Origin of the sequence: Marinobacter sp. LQ44 (assembly GCF_001447155.2) — a bacterium.
Lineage (GTDB): Bacteria > Pseudomonadota > Gammaproteobacteria > Pseudomonadales > Oleiphilaceae > Marinobacter.
Genome location: NZ_CP014754.1, coordinates 40,205 through 60,898, shown reverse-complemented (window position 1 = coordinate 60,898; position 20,694 = coordinate 40,205). Strand labels below are relative to the sequence as shown.

The 20,694-nt window shown below is 50.3% G+C and carries 17 protein-coding genes; 1 reads left to right on the top strand and 16 read right to left on the bottom strand.

From position 1 onward, the window contains the following. Positions 1–3 precede the first annotated feature (3 nt). The 8 genes from ASQ50_RS00280 to ASQ50_RS00245 form a co-directional block, all read right to left on the bottom strand. Positions 4–1,518, bottom strand: coding sequence for an oligosaccharide flippase family protein (locus tag ASQ50_RS00280; RefSeq protein WP_058089644.1), 1,515 nt, complete (start codon positions 1,516–1,518; stop codon positions 4–6). Beyond that, positions 1,515–2,627: a glycosyltransferase family 4 protein gene (locus ASQ50_RS00275; protein ID WP_197492710.1), complete on the bottom strand. Its 1,113-nt coding sequence runs from the start codon at positions 2,625–2,627 to the stop codon at positions 1,515–1,517. The genes ASQ50_RS00280 and ASQ50_RS00275 overlap by 4 nt, the downstream gene beginning before the upstream one ends. Positions 2,628–2,690: 63 nt before the next feature. Next, positions 2,691–4,067, bottom strand: a complete 1,377-nt coding sequence (locus ASQ50_RS00270) for an O-antigen ligase family protein (RefSeq protein WP_058089642.1) — start codon at positions 4,065–4,067, stop codon at positions 2,691–2,693. Then, positions 4,057–5,097 carry a polysaccharide deacetylase family protein gene (locus ASQ50_RS00265; RefSeq protein WP_058089641.1) on the bottom strand — a complete coding sequence of 347 codons (1,041 nt, stop codon included), beginning with the start codon at positions 5,095–5,097 and terminating at the stop codon, positions 4,057–4,059. Before ASQ50_RS00265 ends, ASQ50_RS00270 begins: the two co-directional genes overlap by 11 nt. 6 nt (positions 5,098–5,103) lie before the next feature. Next, a complete protein-coding gene (locus tag ASQ50_RS00260; RefSeq protein ID WP_058089640.1) occupies positions 5,104–6,225 on the bottom strand; it encodes a glycosyltransferase in 1,122 nt (373 codons plus the stop codon). Continuing rightward, positions 6,225–7,115: a glycosyltransferase family 2 protein gene (locus ASQ50_RS00255; protein WP_227513230.1), complete on the bottom strand. Its 891-nt coding sequence runs from the start codon at positions 7,113–7,115 to the stop codon at positions 6,225–6,227. Before ASQ50_RS00255 ends, ASQ50_RS00260 begins: the two co-directional genes overlap by 1 nt. Before the next feature lie 25 nt (positions 7,116–7,140). Then, complete coding sequence (locus tag ASQ50_RS00250) at positions 7,141–8,202, bottom strand: glycosyltransferase (RefSeq protein WP_197492709.1); 1,062 nt, start codon at positions 8,200–8,202, stop codon at positions 7,141–7,143. Between the two features lie 276 nt (positions 8,203–8,478). Next, entirely contained in the window at positions 8,479–9,924 is a 1,446-nt protein-coding gene (locus tag ASQ50_RS00245) for a hypothetical protein (RefSeq protein ID WP_156509964.1), read from the bottom strand. Positions 9,925–10,198: 274 nt separating this feature from the next. On the opposite strand from ASQ50_RS00245, the gene ASQ50_RS00240 reads away from it, so the two are divergent. Beyond that, entirely contained in the window at positions 10,199–11,401 is a 1,203-nt protein-coding gene (locus tag ASQ50_RS00240) for a glycosyltransferase family 4 protein (protein ID WP_058089636.1), read from the top strand. Here the strand turns inward: ASQ50_RS00240 and ASQ50_RS00235 are convergent. Genes ASQ50_RS00235 through ASQ50_RS00200 form a run of 8 tightly spaced genes read right to left on the bottom strand, consistent with a single transcriptional unit; the run spans position 11,388 to position 20,657 of the window. Further along, positions 11,388–12,494, bottom strand: a complete 1,107-nt coding sequence (locus ASQ50_RS00235) for a CapA family protein (protein ID WP_058089635.1) — start codon at positions 12,492–12,494, stop codon at positions 11,388–11,390. The genes ASQ50_RS00240 and ASQ50_RS00235 overlap by 14 nt on opposite strands. Next, positions 12,478–13,746, bottom strand: coding sequence for a phenylacetate--CoA ligase family protein (locus ASQ50_RS00230; protein ID WP_058089634.1), 1,269 nt, complete (start codon positions 13,744–13,746; stop codon positions 12,478–12,480). Before ASQ50_RS00230 ends, ASQ50_RS00235 begins: the two co-directional genes overlap by 17 nt. Then, a complete protein-coding gene (locus ASQ50_RS00225; protein WP_227513229.1) occupies positions 13,743–14,873 on the bottom strand; it encodes a glycosyltransferase in 1,131 nt (376 codons plus the stop codon). Before ASQ50_RS00225 ends, ASQ50_RS00230 begins: the two co-directional genes overlap by 4 nt. Before the next feature lies 1 nt (position 14,874). Next, positions 14,875–16,032, bottom strand: a complete 1,158-nt coding sequence (locus ASQ50_RS00220) for a glycosyltransferase family 2 protein (protein WP_058089633.1) — start codon at positions 16,030–16,032, stop codon at positions 14,875–14,877. After that, entirely contained in the window at positions 16,029–16,928 is a 900-nt protein-coding gene (locus ASQ50_RS00215) for an XrtA system polysaccharide deacetylase (RefSeq protein WP_058089878.1), read from the bottom strand. Before ASQ50_RS00215 ends, ASQ50_RS00220 begins: the two co-directional genes overlap by 4 nt. A gap of 30 nt (positions 16,929–16,958) precedes the next feature. Continuing rightward, entirely contained in the window at positions 16,959–18,248 is a 1,290-nt protein-coding gene (locus ASQ50_RS00210; protein ID WP_058089632.1) for an outer membrane beta-barrel protein, read from the bottom strand. Next, positions 18,241–19,140 (bottom strand): hypothetical protein, encoded by a 900-nt coding sequence (locus tag ASQ50_RS00205; RefSeq protein ID WP_227513228.1) that lies wholly within the window; start codon positions 19,138–19,140, stop codon positions 18,241–18,243. Before ASQ50_RS00205 ends, ASQ50_RS00210 begins: the two co-directional genes overlap by 8 nt. Then, on the bottom strand, positions 19,140–20,657 hold the full coding sequence (locus ASQ50_RS00200) for an XrtA system polysaccharide chain length determinant (protein WP_058089631.1): 1,518 nt from the start codon (positions 20,655–20,657) through the stop codon (positions 19,140–19,142). The genes ASQ50_RS00205 and ASQ50_RS00200 overlap by 1 nt, the downstream gene beginning before the upstream one ends. Positions 20,658–20,694 lie beyond the last annotated feature (37 nt).

The window sequence follows — 20,694 nt, the reverse complement described above, 5'->3', positions numbered from 1 at the left end:
CCGTTATTTCCTTCCCGCCATGCGAGCAATCCGGACACCCAGATACGTTCGCTCTTCCCTGTTTAACACCAGTAACCAAAACGCCACAAGCCAGGCAAGACTGCTCAGAAGTGCACCGGCAACAATATCAGCGTAGGAATCGTAGATCAGATACTCCCCCATACCCAACAGAATCAATGCCATGATCCCGGCAGGCACAAATGCGGGCAGCACAGACACACGGAGATAATCCCAAACCGGGAGCTCCAAGTGCTTACAGGTATAACGGAGATACAAAGGTACAAAGATCAGCCCCGGTACCACGGAGGCAAAGGCCACACCCTCCAGACCATAAGGGTGCACCAGAACCAGGCTCAGCCCAATATTCATAATGGCAGCAATGGGGGTAAGCCTGGCAAAAATACCATGCTTGTTAATCGCCGTGAGATAACGGCTGGCAAACGGATTGATAAACGGAAGAATGGTAAACATTACCAGAAAAACAATCAGGTACTTGGCCTTCTCGCCAAATTCCGGGCCCAGCCAAACATTGATAAAAGGAACCCCCAATAGCAATGCGCCGGTCCCCATTGCCATCAAGATGCTCACCACGTACCGCGATGACACCAGGAATACCCGCCGGATCATCGCATCCTCCGCTTTGGCACTTAACCCACTGAACAGGGGCATGAAAGCGTGAGTCAGCGTCCAGCCCAGTCCGCGAATGTGTTGCGTCAGGTTTGCGGGTATGCTGTAAAACGGCACCATAGCCGGCCCCAGAATCAATCCGATGACCAGAACGTCTGTCGCGTTCTCAACACGGGTTGCTATACCCTGAACAAAGGACTTGAACCCGAATACGATAAGCTCCCGCAACCGTACCCAGGAAAACATCCCCCATTGTGCACGAATGGCACCGTAGGCTGGGCGCGAAAGAATCCACATAAACAGCAGATACTTCACCGTAAGACCAATGGCATTAATACCCGCGAGAAGCACCAATCCGTTTTCCGGTGTAATCAGGCTATACAAAAGTACCGAGCCAACCACCGAGTTCACAATGGTAATGTTGTTTTTCAGATAATACTTCTGGAAGCCTTCAAGGTAGCTTTCTGCCACGTACCCCGGAAAGGAAATCAGCAGGTAGGCGCCAATAATAATCAGAAACAACGTGTACTTCTGATGGGCCTCACCCTCCGGCGCCAGCGTACCGCCAAACCAATATCCCCACGAGAAAAAGAACACGAACAGCAACACCCCAACCAGCGCCATGAAGGCGAGCGCCGACATGTAGACAGACTGAAGCGCGGTTTCATCGTTCTCTGCCTGGTGCCTGGCGGCATAACGGCTGATAGCGGGGCGAAGGCCAAGATCGAGGATGCCCATGTACCCGATAACCGCACCAATCATCTCCCACAGGCCGTAATCGTATTTGCCCAGATTGTGGACAAATACGGGGGTCATAATGAAAGTAATGACCAGCTTTACGAACATGACCAGAACGTTGGAACCAGTGTTGACGAACAGAGTACGAATCATGAAGTTTGGCCAACCAGCTCGTCGTAGAGCGCCCGCAACTCAGCAGCCGGGCGACCAATATGAAAACGTTCCACGGCAATTGGCTGGTAATCCATAAAGCGGTCTCTGCTCGGGTTTGCGATCTCCGCTTTTATAGCGGCTGCGAGCCCTTCAGCGCTGCCAGGCGAAAAAATCCGGGTGGGCGAGCCCGCAACCACCTCTCGCAGACCGATGCAATCCGTAGATAGCAAGGGAACACCGGCCGAAAGTACCTCCATCGCCAACAAGCCACAAGCCTCCCAACGGGACGGCATCACAACCATATCGACTGCTTTTATCATGGCGGGCATGTTGTCGGTTGCAGGCATTTGAACGAACTGGTCCGCCAATCCCAAATTCGTCAGGTACTCGTAGTCCTCACGAATAAACCCACCCCAACCAAAAGTCAGAACACGGGGCAACGGCTCGATACCCTCTTGTTTTATTGCCAATATTGCATCCACAAGAGTACGAAAGCCCTTCTGCCCCATAAACCGGCCAAAAAAACCAATAAGCGGCGTCGAGGCTGGTATTCCAAGTTCGGAACGAAGCTCTGCTGGCTCACCCTGGCTGAAAAACTCCGTATCCACGCCATGCAGGATCGGCTTTAAACGATCTGCGCGAACACCCGGAAAAAAAGTAGTGAAGTTTCCGGTCGCATCCTCTGTTACGGTGTGAATACTGTCTATTCGGCTAAAAAGCTGCGCCATGGCCAATTTACGTGCCTTTCCTTTCCACCCGGTAAATTGCGAATGGAGAAAAACATCATGGGCCGTCATCAAATGGGGCGGAGATTTTCTGGCTGTTATTGCTAACTGCGTAAGCAAGCCAGCACTGAAACCATGGGAATGGACCAAATCAAAAGCATCCGCAGCAACTGTAGATCGAACCCTTCGAACAAACTCCAATTTCCCACTATGGATCGAAATTCCACGGAACCGGTCCTGCCCAACATGAGCCTTCAGAAACCCTGACAGATTCCCGTCAGCGTCTGGTGCGATCAGCGTAAAGGTATCGTCCTTGAAATCCGGCTGGCTGTATATGTACCTGAAAAACGTCCGAATTCCACCCCCGGGCTGGAGTGCAGTCATTAAAACGTTCATACGTTAAACATCCATGATTTCATTAAGTCGTCCTTAATCTCGCGTTCCGTATCAACTGAAATGATGCCGGCCGTCCCGCAGTTTTTCCGCAAGGGTGAATCGCCCATTTTCTTTAGATTCGATAATGGCTAATCCCCCTGCAGGCGTTGGCGCCGATTCTCCTGACATTGCCAGACGACCCAACGCGATGGTCAAACCACCGAACAGATACCAGTAGTACTGAGACAGCCCCCAGTAGTTGAGGCTATACACCGCATACATCCAAAACAGACAAATCAATACTTTATTGAGATTTTCATAGAACGACGCATCTGTCCGCTCAGCCCTCCCAAACGCAACCTGAAGAAGTTTCAATTGTTTGAAAGCCCGAACCAAAAACGCTAAGAAGATGGCAAAGCCGACAACCCCTATCTCAATCAAAAGCTCAGCATATAGATTGTGGCTTGCCTGGCGTCGTCCCAATTTGTTTGCTTTTGTTTCCCCCGTTGTGCCAAGTCCATGACCCACGACAGGCCGGGTCAGCCCAAGCTGGAACTCCCGGATCATCCCCTGAATACGGCCTTCGGCGGATGCGCCGCCCTCAACATCACGGTCAATAATTGAGAGATAACGCTCTTTCTGAACGGGCGTCATCACGGAAAATGCTGCCACAATCGCCATTACGGCCACCCCAACTAGAGCCGTCTTGTGCCGAGATTCTTTGAAAATAAAAAAGCTGACGACCATCAATGCAAGGAACGCACCACGCGACATCGTTAAAATCAGGGCGTACAACAATAATGGCATCAAAACCAGATAAATAGCTTTCAGCTTCCACCTGCCCGTCCATAGGAGATAGTGTAAAAACGGAATTACCGTGACGATTACAAATCCGAGTTCGTTAGGGTTGATCACGTCAGCCGGAGCACCGGCGAGCCGGTTAGCAAACTCTTTGGTACTCAAATAGGTTGAGCTCCCCCAATACCCCTGCGTCAAATTCAAATATAGCGGCTCAAGTACCCGCACGACCTGGCAAAACACGAATACACCAACAAACCAGACCAGTCGTTTACCAGTATCCACAATCAATGCAGTAAAGAACAAAAAGACAATAGCTTTAACAAAAGGATCCAGGTTATTTCGGATAACGCTACCCGGCCACTCCACAAGAGGCAGGCTTATTACTAGGTAAGCAAGCAAAACAAATACGGGCTTGAAAACAGGATGCTTAAACTTCTCGACCAGTTTTTCCCTCTGCACGAATAGCAGAATCCCAAGAATAACAACCGCCACCAAAGTGGGACGCAGATTCGAATAGCCTGGTATACGAACCGAGAAGCGAAGAAAGAAATCCAGGATGAAATATAGGAAAAAGACAAAGGTAAATGAGCTGACCACCTGATCAGAGACTTTTGTCTGATGCTGTGCAGCTACACCCTCAACCGGCATAACTAGCCACCACACCACTCAAACTCATACGAACATCTTTACGGAGCCTCAACCCAACTAACTCAACACCAGAAACGGACTTGAAAAACTGAAACATGTCATCACCACTAACATGGCGACGCATGAGCAACGGATCACGGGTTCCGTAAGCATCCGGAAAGGCCGTCACAGCACCAAGAAATCCAGCTTCTTGAACAAGGCCCGGCAAAAAAGCCCGGAAATCGGACGGCTGCCCATTTGGGTAACAAAACGTTCTATATCGATCTCCCAGCCTTTCATTCAGGGTATCTCGGCAACCAAAGATCTCCTCTCTCGCCTGAGATTCAGTTACCCGCCCGAGCGACGGATGAGTAACAGTGTGTCCGCCAATCTCAATTTCATTATCCTGCATTTCTAAAAGCTCACCCCAAGTCACGGGCTCGAACTCATGAGGAATGGAAAGGGGAAATACCTTTCCTAGCTTGGAAGCAAGCTGATCGATAAAAGAATGCTTTTCAGGGTCAGGTAAAGACAGTGAGTGAGTGATCCACTGCTGCCAGTAGAACGGACGAGTTTCAAAATTGACCGGCCCAGAACCACTACAAAAAGCGCCTATCTTTATTGTTTCCGGAATCCGGTCGACCTGGTTCAACAGCCAAGTTATCTTATCTGGCCACAGCCAGAGTTTACGGTCTACAAAGCCGGTGGTAACAAACAGTGTAGCGGGAACCTGATATTTCCTTAGGATTGGGTACGCATAATGATAAAAATCGCGATAACCGTCATCAACTGTGATGACAACGGCGTGACGTGGCATATGCCCATGCTCACGTTTGTACTGCATCAAGCCCACCAACGAATAGGAGTTATAGTTCTCCTTGATGTGTCGAACCTGCTGTTCAAAGTACTTCGGGCTTGCCCAATCTTTAACTGGCGGATTGGAGAACCGGTGATACATCAAAATGCGCGGTTGGTTCCGGCAGATCTGTCTAGCTAATTGATAACCGCCCCAAGGGCCCAGCGTGCGAATGGTTTTCGAAAACAACCCCATACTGCATTACTCCTTGTTCAGCAGAGAGCCATAAACTTCCTGATGCTGCCGAACCATCGTTTCCATACTGAAGCGCTGTCTTGCATTAACGCTTGCATTTTCTCCCAAACGGGCACGGAGATCACGATCAATAGCCAATGCTCTGAGACATTCCGCCAACTCATTTACATTACCACAGCCATACAAAAAACCGGTTTCTCCATGGGCAATGGCTTCCGGATTGCCCCCCACGGCGCTACAAACCACGGGTAACCCCGCCTGCATATACTCTACCACGGCGTTAGAGAAGCCTTCGGATTCAGAACATAACAAGCCGATATCCAGGCCGGCGAGACAACCTCTTACATCGCTACGCGCGCCCAGGAAGTGTACCTGCCCCTCAATTCCCAGCTCTTTTGCCATTGCTTTGAGGTCCTCGGGCTCACCATCGCCAATGATAACCAGATGCAAAGCGGGGCTTTGCCCTGACAGCAACCCTACCGCTCGTATCGCATCTTCCAGCCGTTTTATCGGCCGGATGTTGGCGACAATTCCGGCGAATACTACATCTGGGTTCCCCGCTCGCAACTCCTGCAGATCGGAAGGTATTGAGGGTTGCACGTCCTCAAATTCGTATCCGTTGTAAATCACGTGGGTATTATCTGAAGAAACAGGCTCATGCCGAAGCGTCACTTCCTTAACCGCCTGACTGTTGGTGATCGCAGCGGCAACAAAACGCCCACTTAGGTTCAACAGAGCCAGATACTTGCGGGTGTACCAATACCCCATATCCCGCCTGGAGATAATCGTTTCGATGCCAAGCAAACGGAAGATCGGCGGACAGACGACCGAGGAATCATTAAAAAACACATGAGCCAAGCGGCCACCAGAAGCTCGGTACCGCCGCGCGGTTTGCCAAAGGGAATACCAGGTAGCCACAGAAAGAATACGATGCTGTCCCAAAACCGAGTAATCACAAGGAAATCCGCCGACCTGAAGAAACTCCGAATCCCGGAAAACCAGCAGGTGAGGTTTGAACCTGGTTCGATCCAGGCCTTTAACCAACTGAAAGAGCTGTCCCTCAGTACCAGCATTGGGATTACGGAAGTGGTCGATAACAAAGAGAATGGGCTGCGGTACGGAATCCATTACACCTGCTCTCGCCCCATCAGAACCATCAATGCACGGGTGGGGTCAAGTAAACCTGAAGAGATAAGATGCGGTAACGCTTTGGCCTTGCGCCTTTCTCGCCAATAGGTCTGCCCTAATCTGAATTGAAGCACCGCTTTGCGTTTTCGAATCGTGCTTCTCATGTAGGGATACCGTTCATTAGCACGGCGAAGAATTTCCAGCCCAGTAAGCCAGCGACGTTCGAGCCCTTTAACACTGATGGAGTCGTCGTGTTTGCGGTAATAGAAAGCAAGTTTCGGCAAATAAGCGCATTTAGTCGCTTCCATGATCCGAATAGCCATATCGTGATCCTGGCCAGCCCTAAAAGACTCCTCAAATAAGCCCGCTTTCTCAAATACCGAACGACGAACAAGCGATCCCCCCGGCAGCGCCATGTAACAATCTAGCAGTAGCCGGTTAGGATCACTCAGTTCCTGATGACCATCACCAGGAACTTTGAACAGGAAATTACCATCAGCATCTACTGCATGACCTTGGCCATAAACCATACCTGTTTCGGGGTTAGCTTTCAGGAACGACATTTGATCTGCCAGTTTTTCTTTGGCGAACATGTCATCACTGTCTAGGATTGCTATATAGCTACCGGTCGCTTGCTGAATACCAAGATTAATCGATGCAGACTGGCCCCGATTCCTTCGCTCAGGGTGAGTCAGAAGTACCAGTTCTCCTCGTTCTGCCCATTGTTGTAACTTTTCGTAACTGCCGTCCGTCGATCCATCATCCACGACAATAACCTCAACCGGACCGTAAGTCTGGTCAAGCGCAGAGTTAATGGCAGCCTCAATATAGGCTGCACGATTATAGGAAGGGATGATTACGGAAACCAATTCATTGGATGAAGACGGCACAACACTATTCCTGGAGGGCATGAAATTAAGAGAACCTCGGAAACCAGATACCTAACTCGGATAAATACCTGTAATCATCAGCCAGACGATCACGACTTTCATCATTAAAATAATGAAAGTCGAGTCGCTGGCTGTAGAATGGCTCTATATCAACCGTCCAGGCCTTTCCATTGTTGATTGACCAGTCCCGGAGCATATCGTTAAGTTTACGGGAATTAGCCTGTGCACTGATATTATCTATCGCAGTCTGACGAACCTGATCGTGCCCTTCAAAGTTCCTGTACTCCAGTATTTTCTTCCGTAACTCCCTGACAGACTTCACCAGTCCGCCCGTCTTTTCATTGATGAGGCTCTTTGTACCAATATGTGCATTGCGAAACATAAGCACAGGCGTGCCAGACATCAAAGACTCCGCAACGGCAATAAACGACCCCTCGCGGTAAGACATCGCACAGAACATCTTTGCCCTTCGAAAATATCGCCTCAGCTCTTCCTGGCTAGGATCCACCACGATCGTTACCTGATCAGATACCCCGTATTCCGCTGCCTCCTGACGAATGCTCTCAGCGGTTCGGGAACCCAAAGGAACGCCAACACATGTTACCCGGATATCCTCAGGCAACTCCTTTAATGCCTTAAATAACAGCCAGTGCCTTTTGAAACTGGCGAAGTTGGCAACCATCAGGCAATCAATATCTCTTTTCTGAGCTGGCCCTTCAAAGAACTCAGGATTAACCCAACTGGCTGCGTTGAATGGCAGTGAATAACAATTTTCACCAAGTATTGAGAATCCATTGCGTTCATGACTATGAACTGGCATCACAAATATTGGGTTTCTTCCTGCAGCAGAAACTAAACGGAATAATTCTCTGGAATACAATCCGCTCCAAGAGGGGATAAACGCAATATAGTAACGATCCATAATCGTTTCAATTTTCCCAGAGTCTAACAACTGCGCCAACTGGTTTTCAAAAGAGACAAGCAACACACCTTTCTCTGAACCCGATCTATAAGGTTTTAAAACAACACAGTAACTCAGCGAGACGGGTGTCGTTCCCTTCACAGAGCTATTAGCCAAACCCGCCAAGATAAGTGCCTCCGATAACTGGCGTTTATGAAGGCAATTCGCGGGGAAATGCGACAATATTCCCGCAAGGTTCTCAAGCTTTATATCGGCGCTCGCCCCTAGTCCACTGACAGCACGATGCCACAACGAACGAACTAGAAACCGCCATCCGGAAAGACCTGACTCACGGGCGAGGTTAATCACCTCCCTCTTTAACTTCCTTGTCATCTAAAAGCTCACTTATAATCTATTTATTAAAAATCCTTTAAACATGAAATCTATTAAAGGAGCATAAATTTACTTCGCTTGAAAGTCCTGTGGAGGTAACGGTGCGTTCACTTTACTCAGCTCCCAACCTTTGACATTCACATCTCCATTAGCGTCAAACACATATAGATAAGCACTATCTTTTTCTTTATTAAAGGAACCTAAATTAAGATCAAAAGATATCTTCCGGTCGCTCCATGAGACAGGTCGCTGAACCTCACAATGAGCACCTCTATTGCGCACCTCTTCAATAGTTGCCTTGTTGCATAAAAGTACTCTCTGTAAGCTTTTATCCAGATAAATATCATCCAACTCCACTGTGAATGGGACTGGCATAAAATCATCAATTCCTAACAGAGCAATAGTTAATCCTGCTGTGTCATTTACAGAGGAGCTTAGTATTGCTTCAGCCCAGCTGCTCTCGCTTGCTAAGTATACGTGCCCGTTTAACCACGCAGTCAATGTGGGAGCCTCGCCAAGATCGATCTCAATCTCAAATAGGTTCCACTTTCCCGTCTCAGGAGAAAGACTTCCAAAGCGATTTGTCCAGATTGGCGCCCCAGTTCCGGACAGTCCCAAATTGGCTAGAGAGAAACGGTAACCGGTACCTTCCGGATCCGACCAGAACCGGGCATATTTCCCCCTGGGAGACAGAAACCCGTACTGATCGAATTTCCCCAGTGAGGATGACTCAGGGAAAACAACCTCAGCGCCAGATTCAAGCCCTACAATCCGCTTACCAGTCAGATCCTTTATCGAAACGCCTCTTGGTGGCTCAATGAATAGCCAACCATTAGGGAGCGAACCAATATCCTCGTATGATATTACCCTTCCCAGGCCATCCACTCCCTCAATTTTAATGGACTCGCCGTAACTTTCTGGTCCACCCGTAGCAAAGGCGGATGGTTTCTTCTCCGCAGGAATCGCATAATAATTAGTAAGGTCGTAAGGCAACTTTATCCAGAAAGCAGAATACATCTTTGTGGACTCAAAGTTTGTATTCTCCCCTCCACTGGCTTTCGGCCAACCCAAAAAGTTCACATTACCCTTCCCGTAATAGTGTGAACCAGGATTACCATCCCTAGTTGGTCTGGAATTGGTGACCAGTATTCCGGTGCTATGCTCCTCCGGCAGTGATGGCTTCGTCCAAATTGTATTGGGATCCACATTCACTCGTTTTACTAGCGTCATGTCGTTGAATGTAGATTGGTACTTATTGGCGACTCCATTTTCCCAGGTTACGTCCGTATGATCGAAAAGAACTGGAGCGCCTTGCTCTTTCCGTCCAAAACCCGAACCGGTTATCGTTATTGAGTTTCCAGAACGAAGCTCACTGGCGGTGCCTGTATCGATCCCTGAAAGTGTCGGGGCTGCCATTACTGAAGTTGTGATGGCTGCTAAGCTAGCTGCCATCAAAAAGCTTGCCCCGCTAATTGCCCGTCCTTTCGAGATTAAAGATGCTAGCGAATTATTCATATTGATCTCCCCCGGCTACGCTCGAAACGATCGCCAAATATCCATGCAGACGAGTCACCCACACTTGCTCCGCTCGTACAACATCTCCACCAGACCTCAAGCAACTATAAACGCTGTAGGTGTCTATATTTATAATAACTATTGTCTCAGATTTTGCGACTGCGTACTCTACACAACGCTCATTTTCGTTAGTTTGTTCAACCCTTTGAGCTCAATACCTTATAATTAATTCCGATAAGGCCTGATTTAAAAGAAAATTCTGCAGGGATCAAAAATGGATATATTTGTTCTGTACAAGGAAGACTACCCATGGGATGTGAGGATCGAAAAAATTGCCAAGAGCCTCAGGGACCGTGGCCATAATGTTACTATCGTTGCTCGCAACCTTTCCGGCAACAGTCCTGTAGCAGAGAGTGACGGCCTGCCGATCATCAGGCTCCCCGTGATAGGTGCCGCTAATTCGCTAGTTCGGAAACTTGCGAATGTACCGATATGGTTTAACCCTTTCTGGATCCGCACACTTAATGCAGCCATCTCAGGATCTGAGAACCCTGTGATCATCGTTCGAGACCTTCCTCTGGTTAAAACTGCACTAAGTGTCGCAAAATCGAGGAACGTGAAAGTAGTTTTGGATATGGCAGAGGTTTATCCCTACATGTATGCTTCTGCGCGAATGTTCAGTAAGGGCTTGAATCTCGAGACATTGGCTAAGAGCCCCTCAATGGCAGCTCGTTACGAATCTAAAGTGCTACCCAAGGTTGAACATACACTTGTAATGATTGAGGAGTCCCAGGATAGGGTTCTTAACAAAGGCATCGATCCTGGAAAGGTAACAATTGTCAGCAATACTCCACCCGCCACAAAGTTTTCAGGAACCGCACATCAACACCAAGGAAGAAACCTTCGTTTGGTCTACGTCGGATTCCTGACTAAACTCCGGGGTCTCGACCTTCTTATCAAAGCAGCTTCTGCTTACGTCAAAATGGGTAACGAGCCTAGCTCTCTCAAGATTGACATCGTTGGCAAAGGATCTGAGCGAGAAAACCTCATTAACCTTGTAAAAGAACTGAACCTCGAACAATCGGTTACAGTTCACGGTTGGCTGGAACATGAGCAGGTTGACCAGCTTATGGCCCAAGCTAACGTTGGAGCTCTCACTTATCGTGTTTGTCCTCACTGGAACCACACCATCCCGAATAAAATATTTGACTACATGCTCGCTGGTCTTCCGGTTCTTGCGACCGAGGTCAAGCCCATAGAAAGAATCATTAATGAAACCAAATCCGGACTGGTCTGCCGAGACAACGATGTAAGAGACATCGCCGAAAAGCTTCAAATTCTCAGATCCCCAGAAACCCGTGCGACCCTTGGCGCAAACGGCGTAAGCGCTGTTCAGTCAAAATACAACTGGGCGAACGATGAAAGGCGCCTTCATGCAGTGATCGACTCGCTTGAAAAACAGGTCAAGTTCCCGTGAGTCTTCTGTATGCAGTTCTCGCCAGGGACTGAACCAAAAAATTTGGAGGATACCTGAGAATATTTCTCAGAAAATACCGATAGCTGGAGTACCGGAACCTCAGCTCTTCAACCCTGTATCTTGCGAAATAGTCGTCATCGGAAGTTGGCTTGTTTGCCATCGTTTCAAAACGTTCCCAAGACAGCAGTGAATTTACCTCTGTTTGAGTCGCTTGGTCAGCAATTTTAAGTCGGAATCCTTCACCAATCTTAACGGGGACCCAATTCACACGCGGGGCCTGACCAGCCTCCAACTCAACGTTTGCCACAAGTGTTTGTTTTGTGTTTTCTGACCAAAGGTCAAATAAGAAGTTACCAAGAGAGTAGAAAATCACACCCTTTTTGTATCTCTCGACTGGCTGGACCACGTGTGAATGGTGTCCAAACACCACATCGACCCCAGCATCGATCAACGCACGCCCTAACTCAACCTGGCTTGGGGCCGGATAATCCAGGAACTCAAGCCCCCAATGGATCGAGCAAATCAAAAAGCCCGGACAAGCAGCTCTCAATTTCTCGACCTCTGCAATCAGATCCGCGTGGTCTTCTCTTTTACTATATGGGAGCGCAGTATTTCTGTCGGCCCATTCCTCAGGCCTTAAAGAAATGTTGAAAATGTGACTTTCTATTCCGCCATGAGAAATTACATGGATATTGGGGCCGTTTCCAGATTCAAGGCCAATCACATCCATACCGGCCTTTCGAACATTAGATACGGTATCCCAGAAGGCGGCCTCTCCATGCTGCATAGAGTGGTTGTTTGCAACACATAGAACATCGATACCGGCTTGTCGCAGAAACTGAAGGTGTGAAGGATTCCCTCTCATTTCAAAGGAAGCCAAGCTAAGTGGTCGTAACCCCAAATCAGAAGTAACTGTTTCCAGGTTGGCAAGCACGAGATCTGCGCTTTCAAAGCATTTGGAAATCTCCTCTACAATTCCAAATCCACTCTTAGAAAACGCGCTGCGCATTCCATGCCCGACACAGACCGGGTGGTCACCTAGCGAAATGTCCCCCACTGCTGAGATTCTTAATGTCTTATTTTCCACAGTCATTGAAGTCCATATCCAAGAAAAAATAGGTGTGTTTCCCTTTCCTCATAAAGGCTTCTCCGACGACAACCGTCATGATTAGGTTTTGCTGAACATTCAACTGCGATCTCAACTCCAAATTCACCCATTCCTTTAAATGGTCTGCTCCACGCGAAGGCTCGATCGACACAAAGAGCTGAAAAGATCCTAGTTCAGATTGCGAAACAGTAAACTTGAAACATTCGTCGAAGGCATTCATGTACGCATCCAGAGCCCGACCGAAGACGACCGCATGAAACTTGTGATCAACAGTCAGATACGCGAATTGCTGTGCAGTCCGTCCGCGCAGCTCATCAATGGTCTTAGTATCGCCAAGAAGCTCACAGCCAGTATCCAGCACCGTTAAGGTATCACCCAACTGATAACGAACCAGACTTTGGGATTGGCGGGAAACATCTGTGACCATAACCTCACCATTTTCTGACTCAACCCAAAGCCATGGATTAACCAGATGCATGTGTCCGCCGGCACACTCGAATGCGATAATGTCGAATTCTGTTGATCCGTACTCCTCAATAACCGGCGCTCTGAACGCTTCGCTGATATATCGCTTCTGGGCTGGCAAAATGGCCTCTGCAGTGCAAACCACTGCTTTAATACCAGTAGGTTTGAATCCCTTATTTTTTATGACTTGGGCAGCCTCCAAAATAAGCGACGTGTATCCATAAACATACTCTGGCCTCCAACTGACAAGCCTTGCAACGGTAGCCTCTACATCGCCCTCCGCTGGATAGAAGACCTGTCGGTTTAATAGTAAGTCCCGCACCTTCGCACCTAAGGTATTAGCAGCCCTCCCCCAAATTCGGGCTTCTCGTTGTCCCAGACGCAAACCATGCTTCCGATAACAATATGCACGAACAGCCAGCATTCGTGCCAACTCCTCGCGGGACAAGACAATACTCGTCGGTTCTCCTGTCGTACCCGCGGTATGACGAGAGAAACCAGCACTCTCGTTCTGACCAGAATTAGCAGCCTCCCGAAAAGTGCCCTTCGTCAAAGGCTTTTGCTTGGATACCTCTTCGATGCTACTAACGACATGTCCATCTGCTCCCCGTGGCTTGACTTTCAAGAGAATGGCATCCAATAGCCGTTGCCTGTCAGCTGGGTTCGAACTCCAGATACCCGACACCTCTTTCTCAAACCTGGAAACGGGCAGTCGCAGAAGGATAAAGGTCAGCCTTGCTAGCCCGAACCTCAGGAGGTACCACAATTTCATGATGCCAAAGCTCTCCAGTAAACTTTCTCGTATTGATCCGCCATCGATTGCGATGAAAGCTCATGTAGCACTTTCTGCCTTCCGCGCTCGGACCTCTTACGAGCTGCCAAGGCATCCTCCAGTACAGATTCCATAGCTCCCGCAATTTCTCTTTCACTACCGTTTACCAGAATTCCGTTGGCACCATTTTCAAGAACTCTAGGAATCTCCCCTACACAGGTCGAAACAATGGGAAGTTGAAGCGCCATAGCTTCAAGCAGCGTGATAGGGAGCCCCTCGGTCGTCGAAGAAATAACCAATACTTCGGATCTCGCCATCAACGCCGGGATATTTGGATAATAGCCCGGCAGTAAGACATCTTTTTCCAACTTATTATTGGAAATCTCTCGCTCCAAGGTATCTCTGAGAACCCCCTCTCCTGCGATCAACAAACCTGCCCGTGGAAACTTGTCTTTGAATTCGCGAAACGACAAGACGAGTTTGGTAAACCCTTTTTCCGGAGAGAGGCGCCCCACCCCTAGAATCACTGGATCGTGATCACGGACAAACTTATTGATTTCTGTAGGAAGTGAGTCCTCTGACTTACGTAAGATGTCCTCAACCTTCAGCCCGTTTCTGATAATGGTAATTCGGGACGATTGTCGAAGAATTAAGGGAAGCTCTCTTTTCATTGCTTCACCCACAAGCACCACGGCGCTCATTCGCCACAGAGCGAGCCTATCAAGAAGTTCATAAGCCCACATGCGAGAGAATCGGGGCGCATGTACATATCCGTGTACTGTTGTGACAACCGGAACCGTTTTTTTAAAGCGTCCAAACAATCCCAAAAGAATATTAAACTTGTACCCATGGGAATGGACGATATCTGCGCCCCATTCATCAGCCCACTCACAAATCCTGCGAGTTTCAGTCCTATTCAACCCAGGTTTCATTCGCCAAACTGTTATTGGGAGTCCCAAGCGGTCTGCCTCTTTTTCGATGCCCTTGGACTCGATACCCGGCTCACCCGCACTCAGAATCATGGGGTTAAGGCCTTGCGACTGCTGCGCCTCAACCAACGTCAGTAGCATCCGCTCAGCACCATAGAGTCCGCCGCTGTCGATCAGGTGTAAAACCTTAAGACTCACCTCACCCCTTCCTCGGATTCCAAATCACCTTCTTCTCCCCTTTAGAAAACGCAACAAACGCTTGGAAAGAGGCGAGGTTTAACAACATGAAGTAGTACGGCAGCGCATAAAGGGTAGAGAGCGCTTGGCCCTCGTTTTCTTTCTTATGACCCGACCATGCGAGATACAGAAAAAGTGCATAACCTGTGGCTGCCAATGCATAGAACCCGTTTATGGGCGCCAGATAAATGGCCGCAAGCGCAAGGGTTACCATGGGAGCGAATGCGGCGTAGCGAAGCAGTTTGTGGGATATAAGCTGCCAGGCGAAGATTGGGTCTCCTGCCGGATTCATTAGGTGCTTCATATCTTTCAGCGCCCATAACGCCCGCAGGCTTACGCGTACTCGCATGCTGAACTCGCTACTTCCATCGCTCAGGGCTTCTTCCTTTAGCAGCGCCTCTGGTTCATAAACAACGCGGTAGCCCTGCTCCACCACTGTCAGAGGTTGAACAAAATCCGGTAACTGGTCAGCCTTCAACGGTTGATAGAGTTCCTTTCGCATCGCATCAATCCCACCATCAACCCCAACGATGGAACCAATGCGGGTTTCCTGATCGCGCAGCCAGTTTTCGTATTTCATGTAGGCGCTGCAGCCGTCCCCCACCATGGAACCGTCGGCGTGTACGTAGACCATCTTGCCTGTTACGTAACCCACCTCGGGGTCTGCAAAGTTTCGGCACAGCTTTCGGACTGCCTGGGTGTCCCATTGGGAGTTCGCGTCGGAGAACAGCAGGATGTCGCCATTAGCTTTCGGTACAAGTGTATTCAGCCCTGCGGTCTTGCCTTGCCTAGGTACCTGACGGAATAGACGAATCGGTATGTCGGCGGCTGCAGCAACCTCTTCCACAATGCGATCGGTGCCGTCTTCAGATTCGTCGGATATCACCAGAACTTCCAGTTTTTCCTGCGGGTAATCCAAAGCCAGCTTGTTTCGGAGCGTGGCCTCGATATCCTTCGCCTCGTTGTAAGCAGCAATAAGAATCGACACCTTTGGTAAATAATCGTCGTTAGCAGCTATGGAGTTGGGCTTGAGCATCGCCAGAGCTTTCACCGCCAACGGGTAACCAAAATAGATATAGAACAGCAGTGCAAAAGACGCCCAGAACACAAACTCCATCATGCGGCACCTACCGTTTGGAAGGCTTCCGATGGCTTGGTTTGGGTGTCCAAAACGCCCTGGTCTTTCAGAACGTTGCTCATGGTTGTGAACCTGAAGTGCCGGAGCAGTTTGGCCAATCGCTGTTCGCACACATCCAGGTTGTTGTAATGCCGGAATCTGGAGAACCATTTCACATCAAGGCGGGGCTGTCCTGGGTCTACCTCCCAGGGATGCAGATAAAACACGAAAGGCTTACCCTGCCGATTAATAGAGCCAAGACCGAATTTGCTGAACCAGTAAGGGAACAAACGGAAGTAACCTCCACCGGCGATCGGTAAGGTGTATCCGGGCAACTTGAGAGTACTTAGGGGAAACTCGGCCAGCTCGTAGCCTTTGTCTGTCATAAGCCGGTGCGGCCATCGCGGGGTGCCAGGCATGCCGTAACGGTCATGGTGTACCGGAAAGATGGACGAATCCCAGGTAAATCCTTGCTCGGCCAGAATATCCAGGGCCCACCGTGATTGGTTTGTTATGGAGTAGCTGGCTGCGCGGTAGCCGGTTACCGGTTCCCCGAGGATGTCTTCCAGAATGGCTTTGGAGCGAATGGTTTCTTCCTGGAACACGTCAGGCGTCTGGTTATAAATCAGTTGATGGCTGTAACCATGACTGGCCACTTCATGGCCGGCGTCGGCTATGCGCTTGACCAGATTCGGTGATCGTTCGGCAACCCAGCCCAGCGTGAAAAAGGTTGCCTTTACACCGGCCCTCTCAAATAAACCGAGGATACGATCGGTGTTGGCTTCTACACGATACTCCATACTGGACCAGTCATCATATTTAACGGCCTCTGCCAACGCAGCTACCTGGAAGTAATCTTCCACGTCGATGGTCAGTGCGTTCCTAATTTGCTCTGTCATGGCCATCACCTCAAACACATCCTGTGCCGTTTACCGGAACCGGTACTCCACCCCAACCAACACCCAGTTCTCGTCGTACTCCCGGGTAGGCACATCACTTACTTTTCTTTCGTGCCCAACTTTCGCCACCAAATTAAAGTCGCGAGTGGCCTGGTACTCGGTACCGGCTTCCAGCCGAAGTGTGCGGTCATCTGCCTGGTCGCTCTGGAATTTGGTGTAGTCATAGCCGATGCTGGCGTAGCCGCTGGCCAGTTCGGTAAACGGCCTGGAATAGCGGGCATTAAGCCCAGACTTGTCTTCACGTTCCGGTGATTCCAGGTAATCCGCCTGGCTGGCATAGACATCAACGGTCAGCGATGACCGGTCTGAATAACGCTGGTTGATACCGGTAGAGAGCGTTGTCGTTTCAACCGAGATACTGTCACGCAGGTTGAACTCGAACTCGCCAAATCGGATGTCAAAGCTGGAGGTGCGGTCGGTTAGCTCCCGGGCACCGCGCAGGTACCAATCCAGGCTTGGGGTAATGGTGCGTGTGAGGTCCAACTCGCCGATCAGGCCGTCGCTGCTTTGGGTGGTTGAACCAAAGCGGGTTTCTATTTCGCTCACCCCGATGGCACCAGACAATCTTGTGGTGGCCCACACGTTGGAAAACGTCAGTCTGGCGCTCTTTACATCAACCTCTGCATCGGTGTCGTACTCGGTACGGCTGTATGAGGTGCTCACACCTGCAGTCAGTGTCTGGCTTACGATGTGGTTCCACGCCACAGAGCCGATGTAGCGTTCGCTGTCTGATTCTTCTGGCTCACTGAACTCGACGTTTTCATATCGGGCCGACAAGTTCAGCCAGTTGGTATCGTTCACGCGCAAAAGGTAGCGGGGGCCAGTGCTGAATACGTTTTTGCGAGTTCGGTTGTCAGGGGTGTTGCTCTGGGTTGCGTCCTGGTTCACTTCACGCAGGTTGTTGCTGACATCCCAGTAAAAACGGTTCGCCAGTTCGCAATCACCGGTGAAGTCCATCTCTCCAAAGGCTTCGTCATCAAAAGAGTTGTCGTGCCACAAGGAATAGCCCAGGGTACCGGTAAAGTCTGCATTACAGCGGCCGGGGTCAGTGCGATAGCCAGCTCTGATGTAGGCCCGGGTTTCCATATCACTGGTTTCACCGCTACTGGCTTTGCGGGCATTGTCGGTGAAGCGGGTGTCCAGGCCTCCGGTGATCTCTGAATTACCTTGGGCGGTGGTTGCAGCACCAGAACATGCCAACAAGAGCCCGATAGCCAGTATTCTGCTGTGGGGCATCCCTGCGCCCTGCCTGCTATCCATTGATCACCGCTCCCACAAATTTGTCCGGGTTGAAAGCCGTAGCAGCATGCTCTGCGGTGGTTGCTGTGATCTTGCCATGGGGAACCACGAGCATGGCGTAGTCGCACAATTCCGTGAGAATGCGGGCATCGGGCGATTCAGAGATCGGAGCCGTGTCCAACACGATAAAGCGATCAGGGTAGCGGCGGCGAACAGCTTGCAGGAACTGCTTCATTCGGAACGATGTAAAGAATTCCGACGGCGTTTCGCGACGGCTGCCGGCCGGGATCAGTCTCAGCCTCGGGATACCCGTTGGGTACAGGATTCTGGCGATGTCATAGTCTGGGTCATCCAGGAAGTCTGTCAGGCCAGTTTCCGGCAATACATCGAGCGTGGTGTGCAGGGACGGATCCCGAAGGTTGCAGTCAATGATCAGCGCGGTTTTCGCCTGGTCAAAGGCAAAGGCTGCGGCCAAGTTGAGCGCTACGAAGGATGACCCCGCCCCAGAGGAGGCTCCGCTCACCACGAGGGTGAAATTGTTGCCGCCAGAAAGCTCCAGAAGCTTGGTCCGCAGGTCCCGAAACCGGTTAACGAGGGTCCGGTTGCGGGATTCAGGATAGATAATGCGGCGTTCGTCCAGATCATCAGGTGTCAGCCGCCTTGGCTCCTGCATCCGTACAATTTGCTTGCTGATGACGTACTTATCGACAGCGCCCGGCCCAAGTTCAAGGGAACTGGGTACAAGCATCCTCGAGTCTTCTTCGTCAAAGTGTCCGAGTTCTTGCTTGAGACGTTCTTTGCGCTTCAACCAGAAAGACTGCTCATCCGCACTGCGAGCGCCTTGCTCCTCTGATTGTCCAGAGCGTTGCTCTGTTGGATCCAGTTCGGGCTGATCATTTCGTTGTTCTGGCATCAGATCACTCCCAGTTGGGCGAGCACAACGATGGTGATATACACCGCTGCAGTTAACACGACAAAAATGCCGACCATCATGGTGACCCGCCGGTCCCGGCGTTTCTCAAAGGGGGTGCGCACTTCCGGAATTTCGATCAGGACCGGTAAACCGATGCCGTCTTCAAGCTGCTTACGGGCACGAATTCGGGGATCTACCTGGAGCAACCCGGCAACCGCCCCAAAAGGCGCTGCCAACCCAAGGAAAAGCCCGGCCATGGCGAACATGGAAAACTGGGGGCCAGAGGGGGTTCTGGGGAACTGGGCTGCTTCGTTAATTCGGTAATTCAGGCCCTGCCCTTCTATATCTAGATGCATGGACACCCGCGCTTTTTCCCTGCGCTTGAGCAGGTCGTCATAGATTTCGCGGTTTACTTCCATGTCTCGGGTGAGTTCCGAATACTGGGCTTTATTTGCCTGTATGCGCTCCATGCGCTGTGTTTGCTGTTCCATAAGGCGCTGTAACGAGTTGATACGGGTATCAATGGTCGCCATATCCGCTCGGGTTTTGGAAAGCGCAGCACTGAGTTCCTGGTAGAGCGGGTTGACAGCCTCCTCGCCGTCAAGAGAGGTCGCACTTCCTTGCTGAGCTGCGGCTATGTCTCGTTGACGTTTGAGTTCGGTGAGTTGCTCCTGGGTGATAACGATATCCGGATAGGTGTCGTGATATTGCAGCCTCAGAGCATCCAGTCGCTCTTCCAATGTCCGAATCCGCTCTCGGAACGCATCCTCGGTTCTGCCCTGGCGGATGGTTGGCCGGATGTTGTTGAGTTGTCCTTGCAAAGAAGCAATACGTGTTCTCAGCTCTTCCTTTTCCAGCTGAGCCAACTCCAGCTGGTTACGCAGCTGAGCCATTCTGGAGTTTGCCTCCTGCTCCGTGCCGTCGGTGTTTTCGGAGAGAAACTGTTTCAGGCGGTTTTCGGCCTGGGTCAGTTGTTGCTCGTAACTTTTCACCTGCTTGTCGATGAAGTCATAGGCGTTGCGGCTTTCTGACCGCTTCCGGTCTTTGGTCTCTTCTATGAACACCTGGCCAAGCTTTTGGGCTACACGGAAGGCTTCCATTTGGGAAGTCGAAGAAAAGCCAATGCTGAAGTAGCTGTCGCCCCGGGGGCGCACCGATAGCCCACTTCGGATTTTAGCGATGCGCCCTTCCAAAGCATCCGGGTCCATAGAAGCGTTGCGGTATATCTCCGGGTCTGAAGCCACCCGCTCAATTAAGGTTCGGCTCATCAGAAGCTCTCGGGCCGCCGATGTTCGATCATTTATCTTGGTTGTAACCGCACGCCCTTCCATCAAAGGCGCAATAATATTCCGGTCATCCACGAAGATAATGGTGTCTGCCTGGTACTTGTAAGGCCATATAAACCCGGCACCCAGCACCGCAAAACTGACAACCACAAACAACAAGAACGCCAGGCCCTTGCGCTGGCGCACTTCGCGAATAATCTCTTGCGGTAACTGCGATAACGGTAATGCCATAACTACACTCGATTCGAGACCAATGGTTCAGACAACG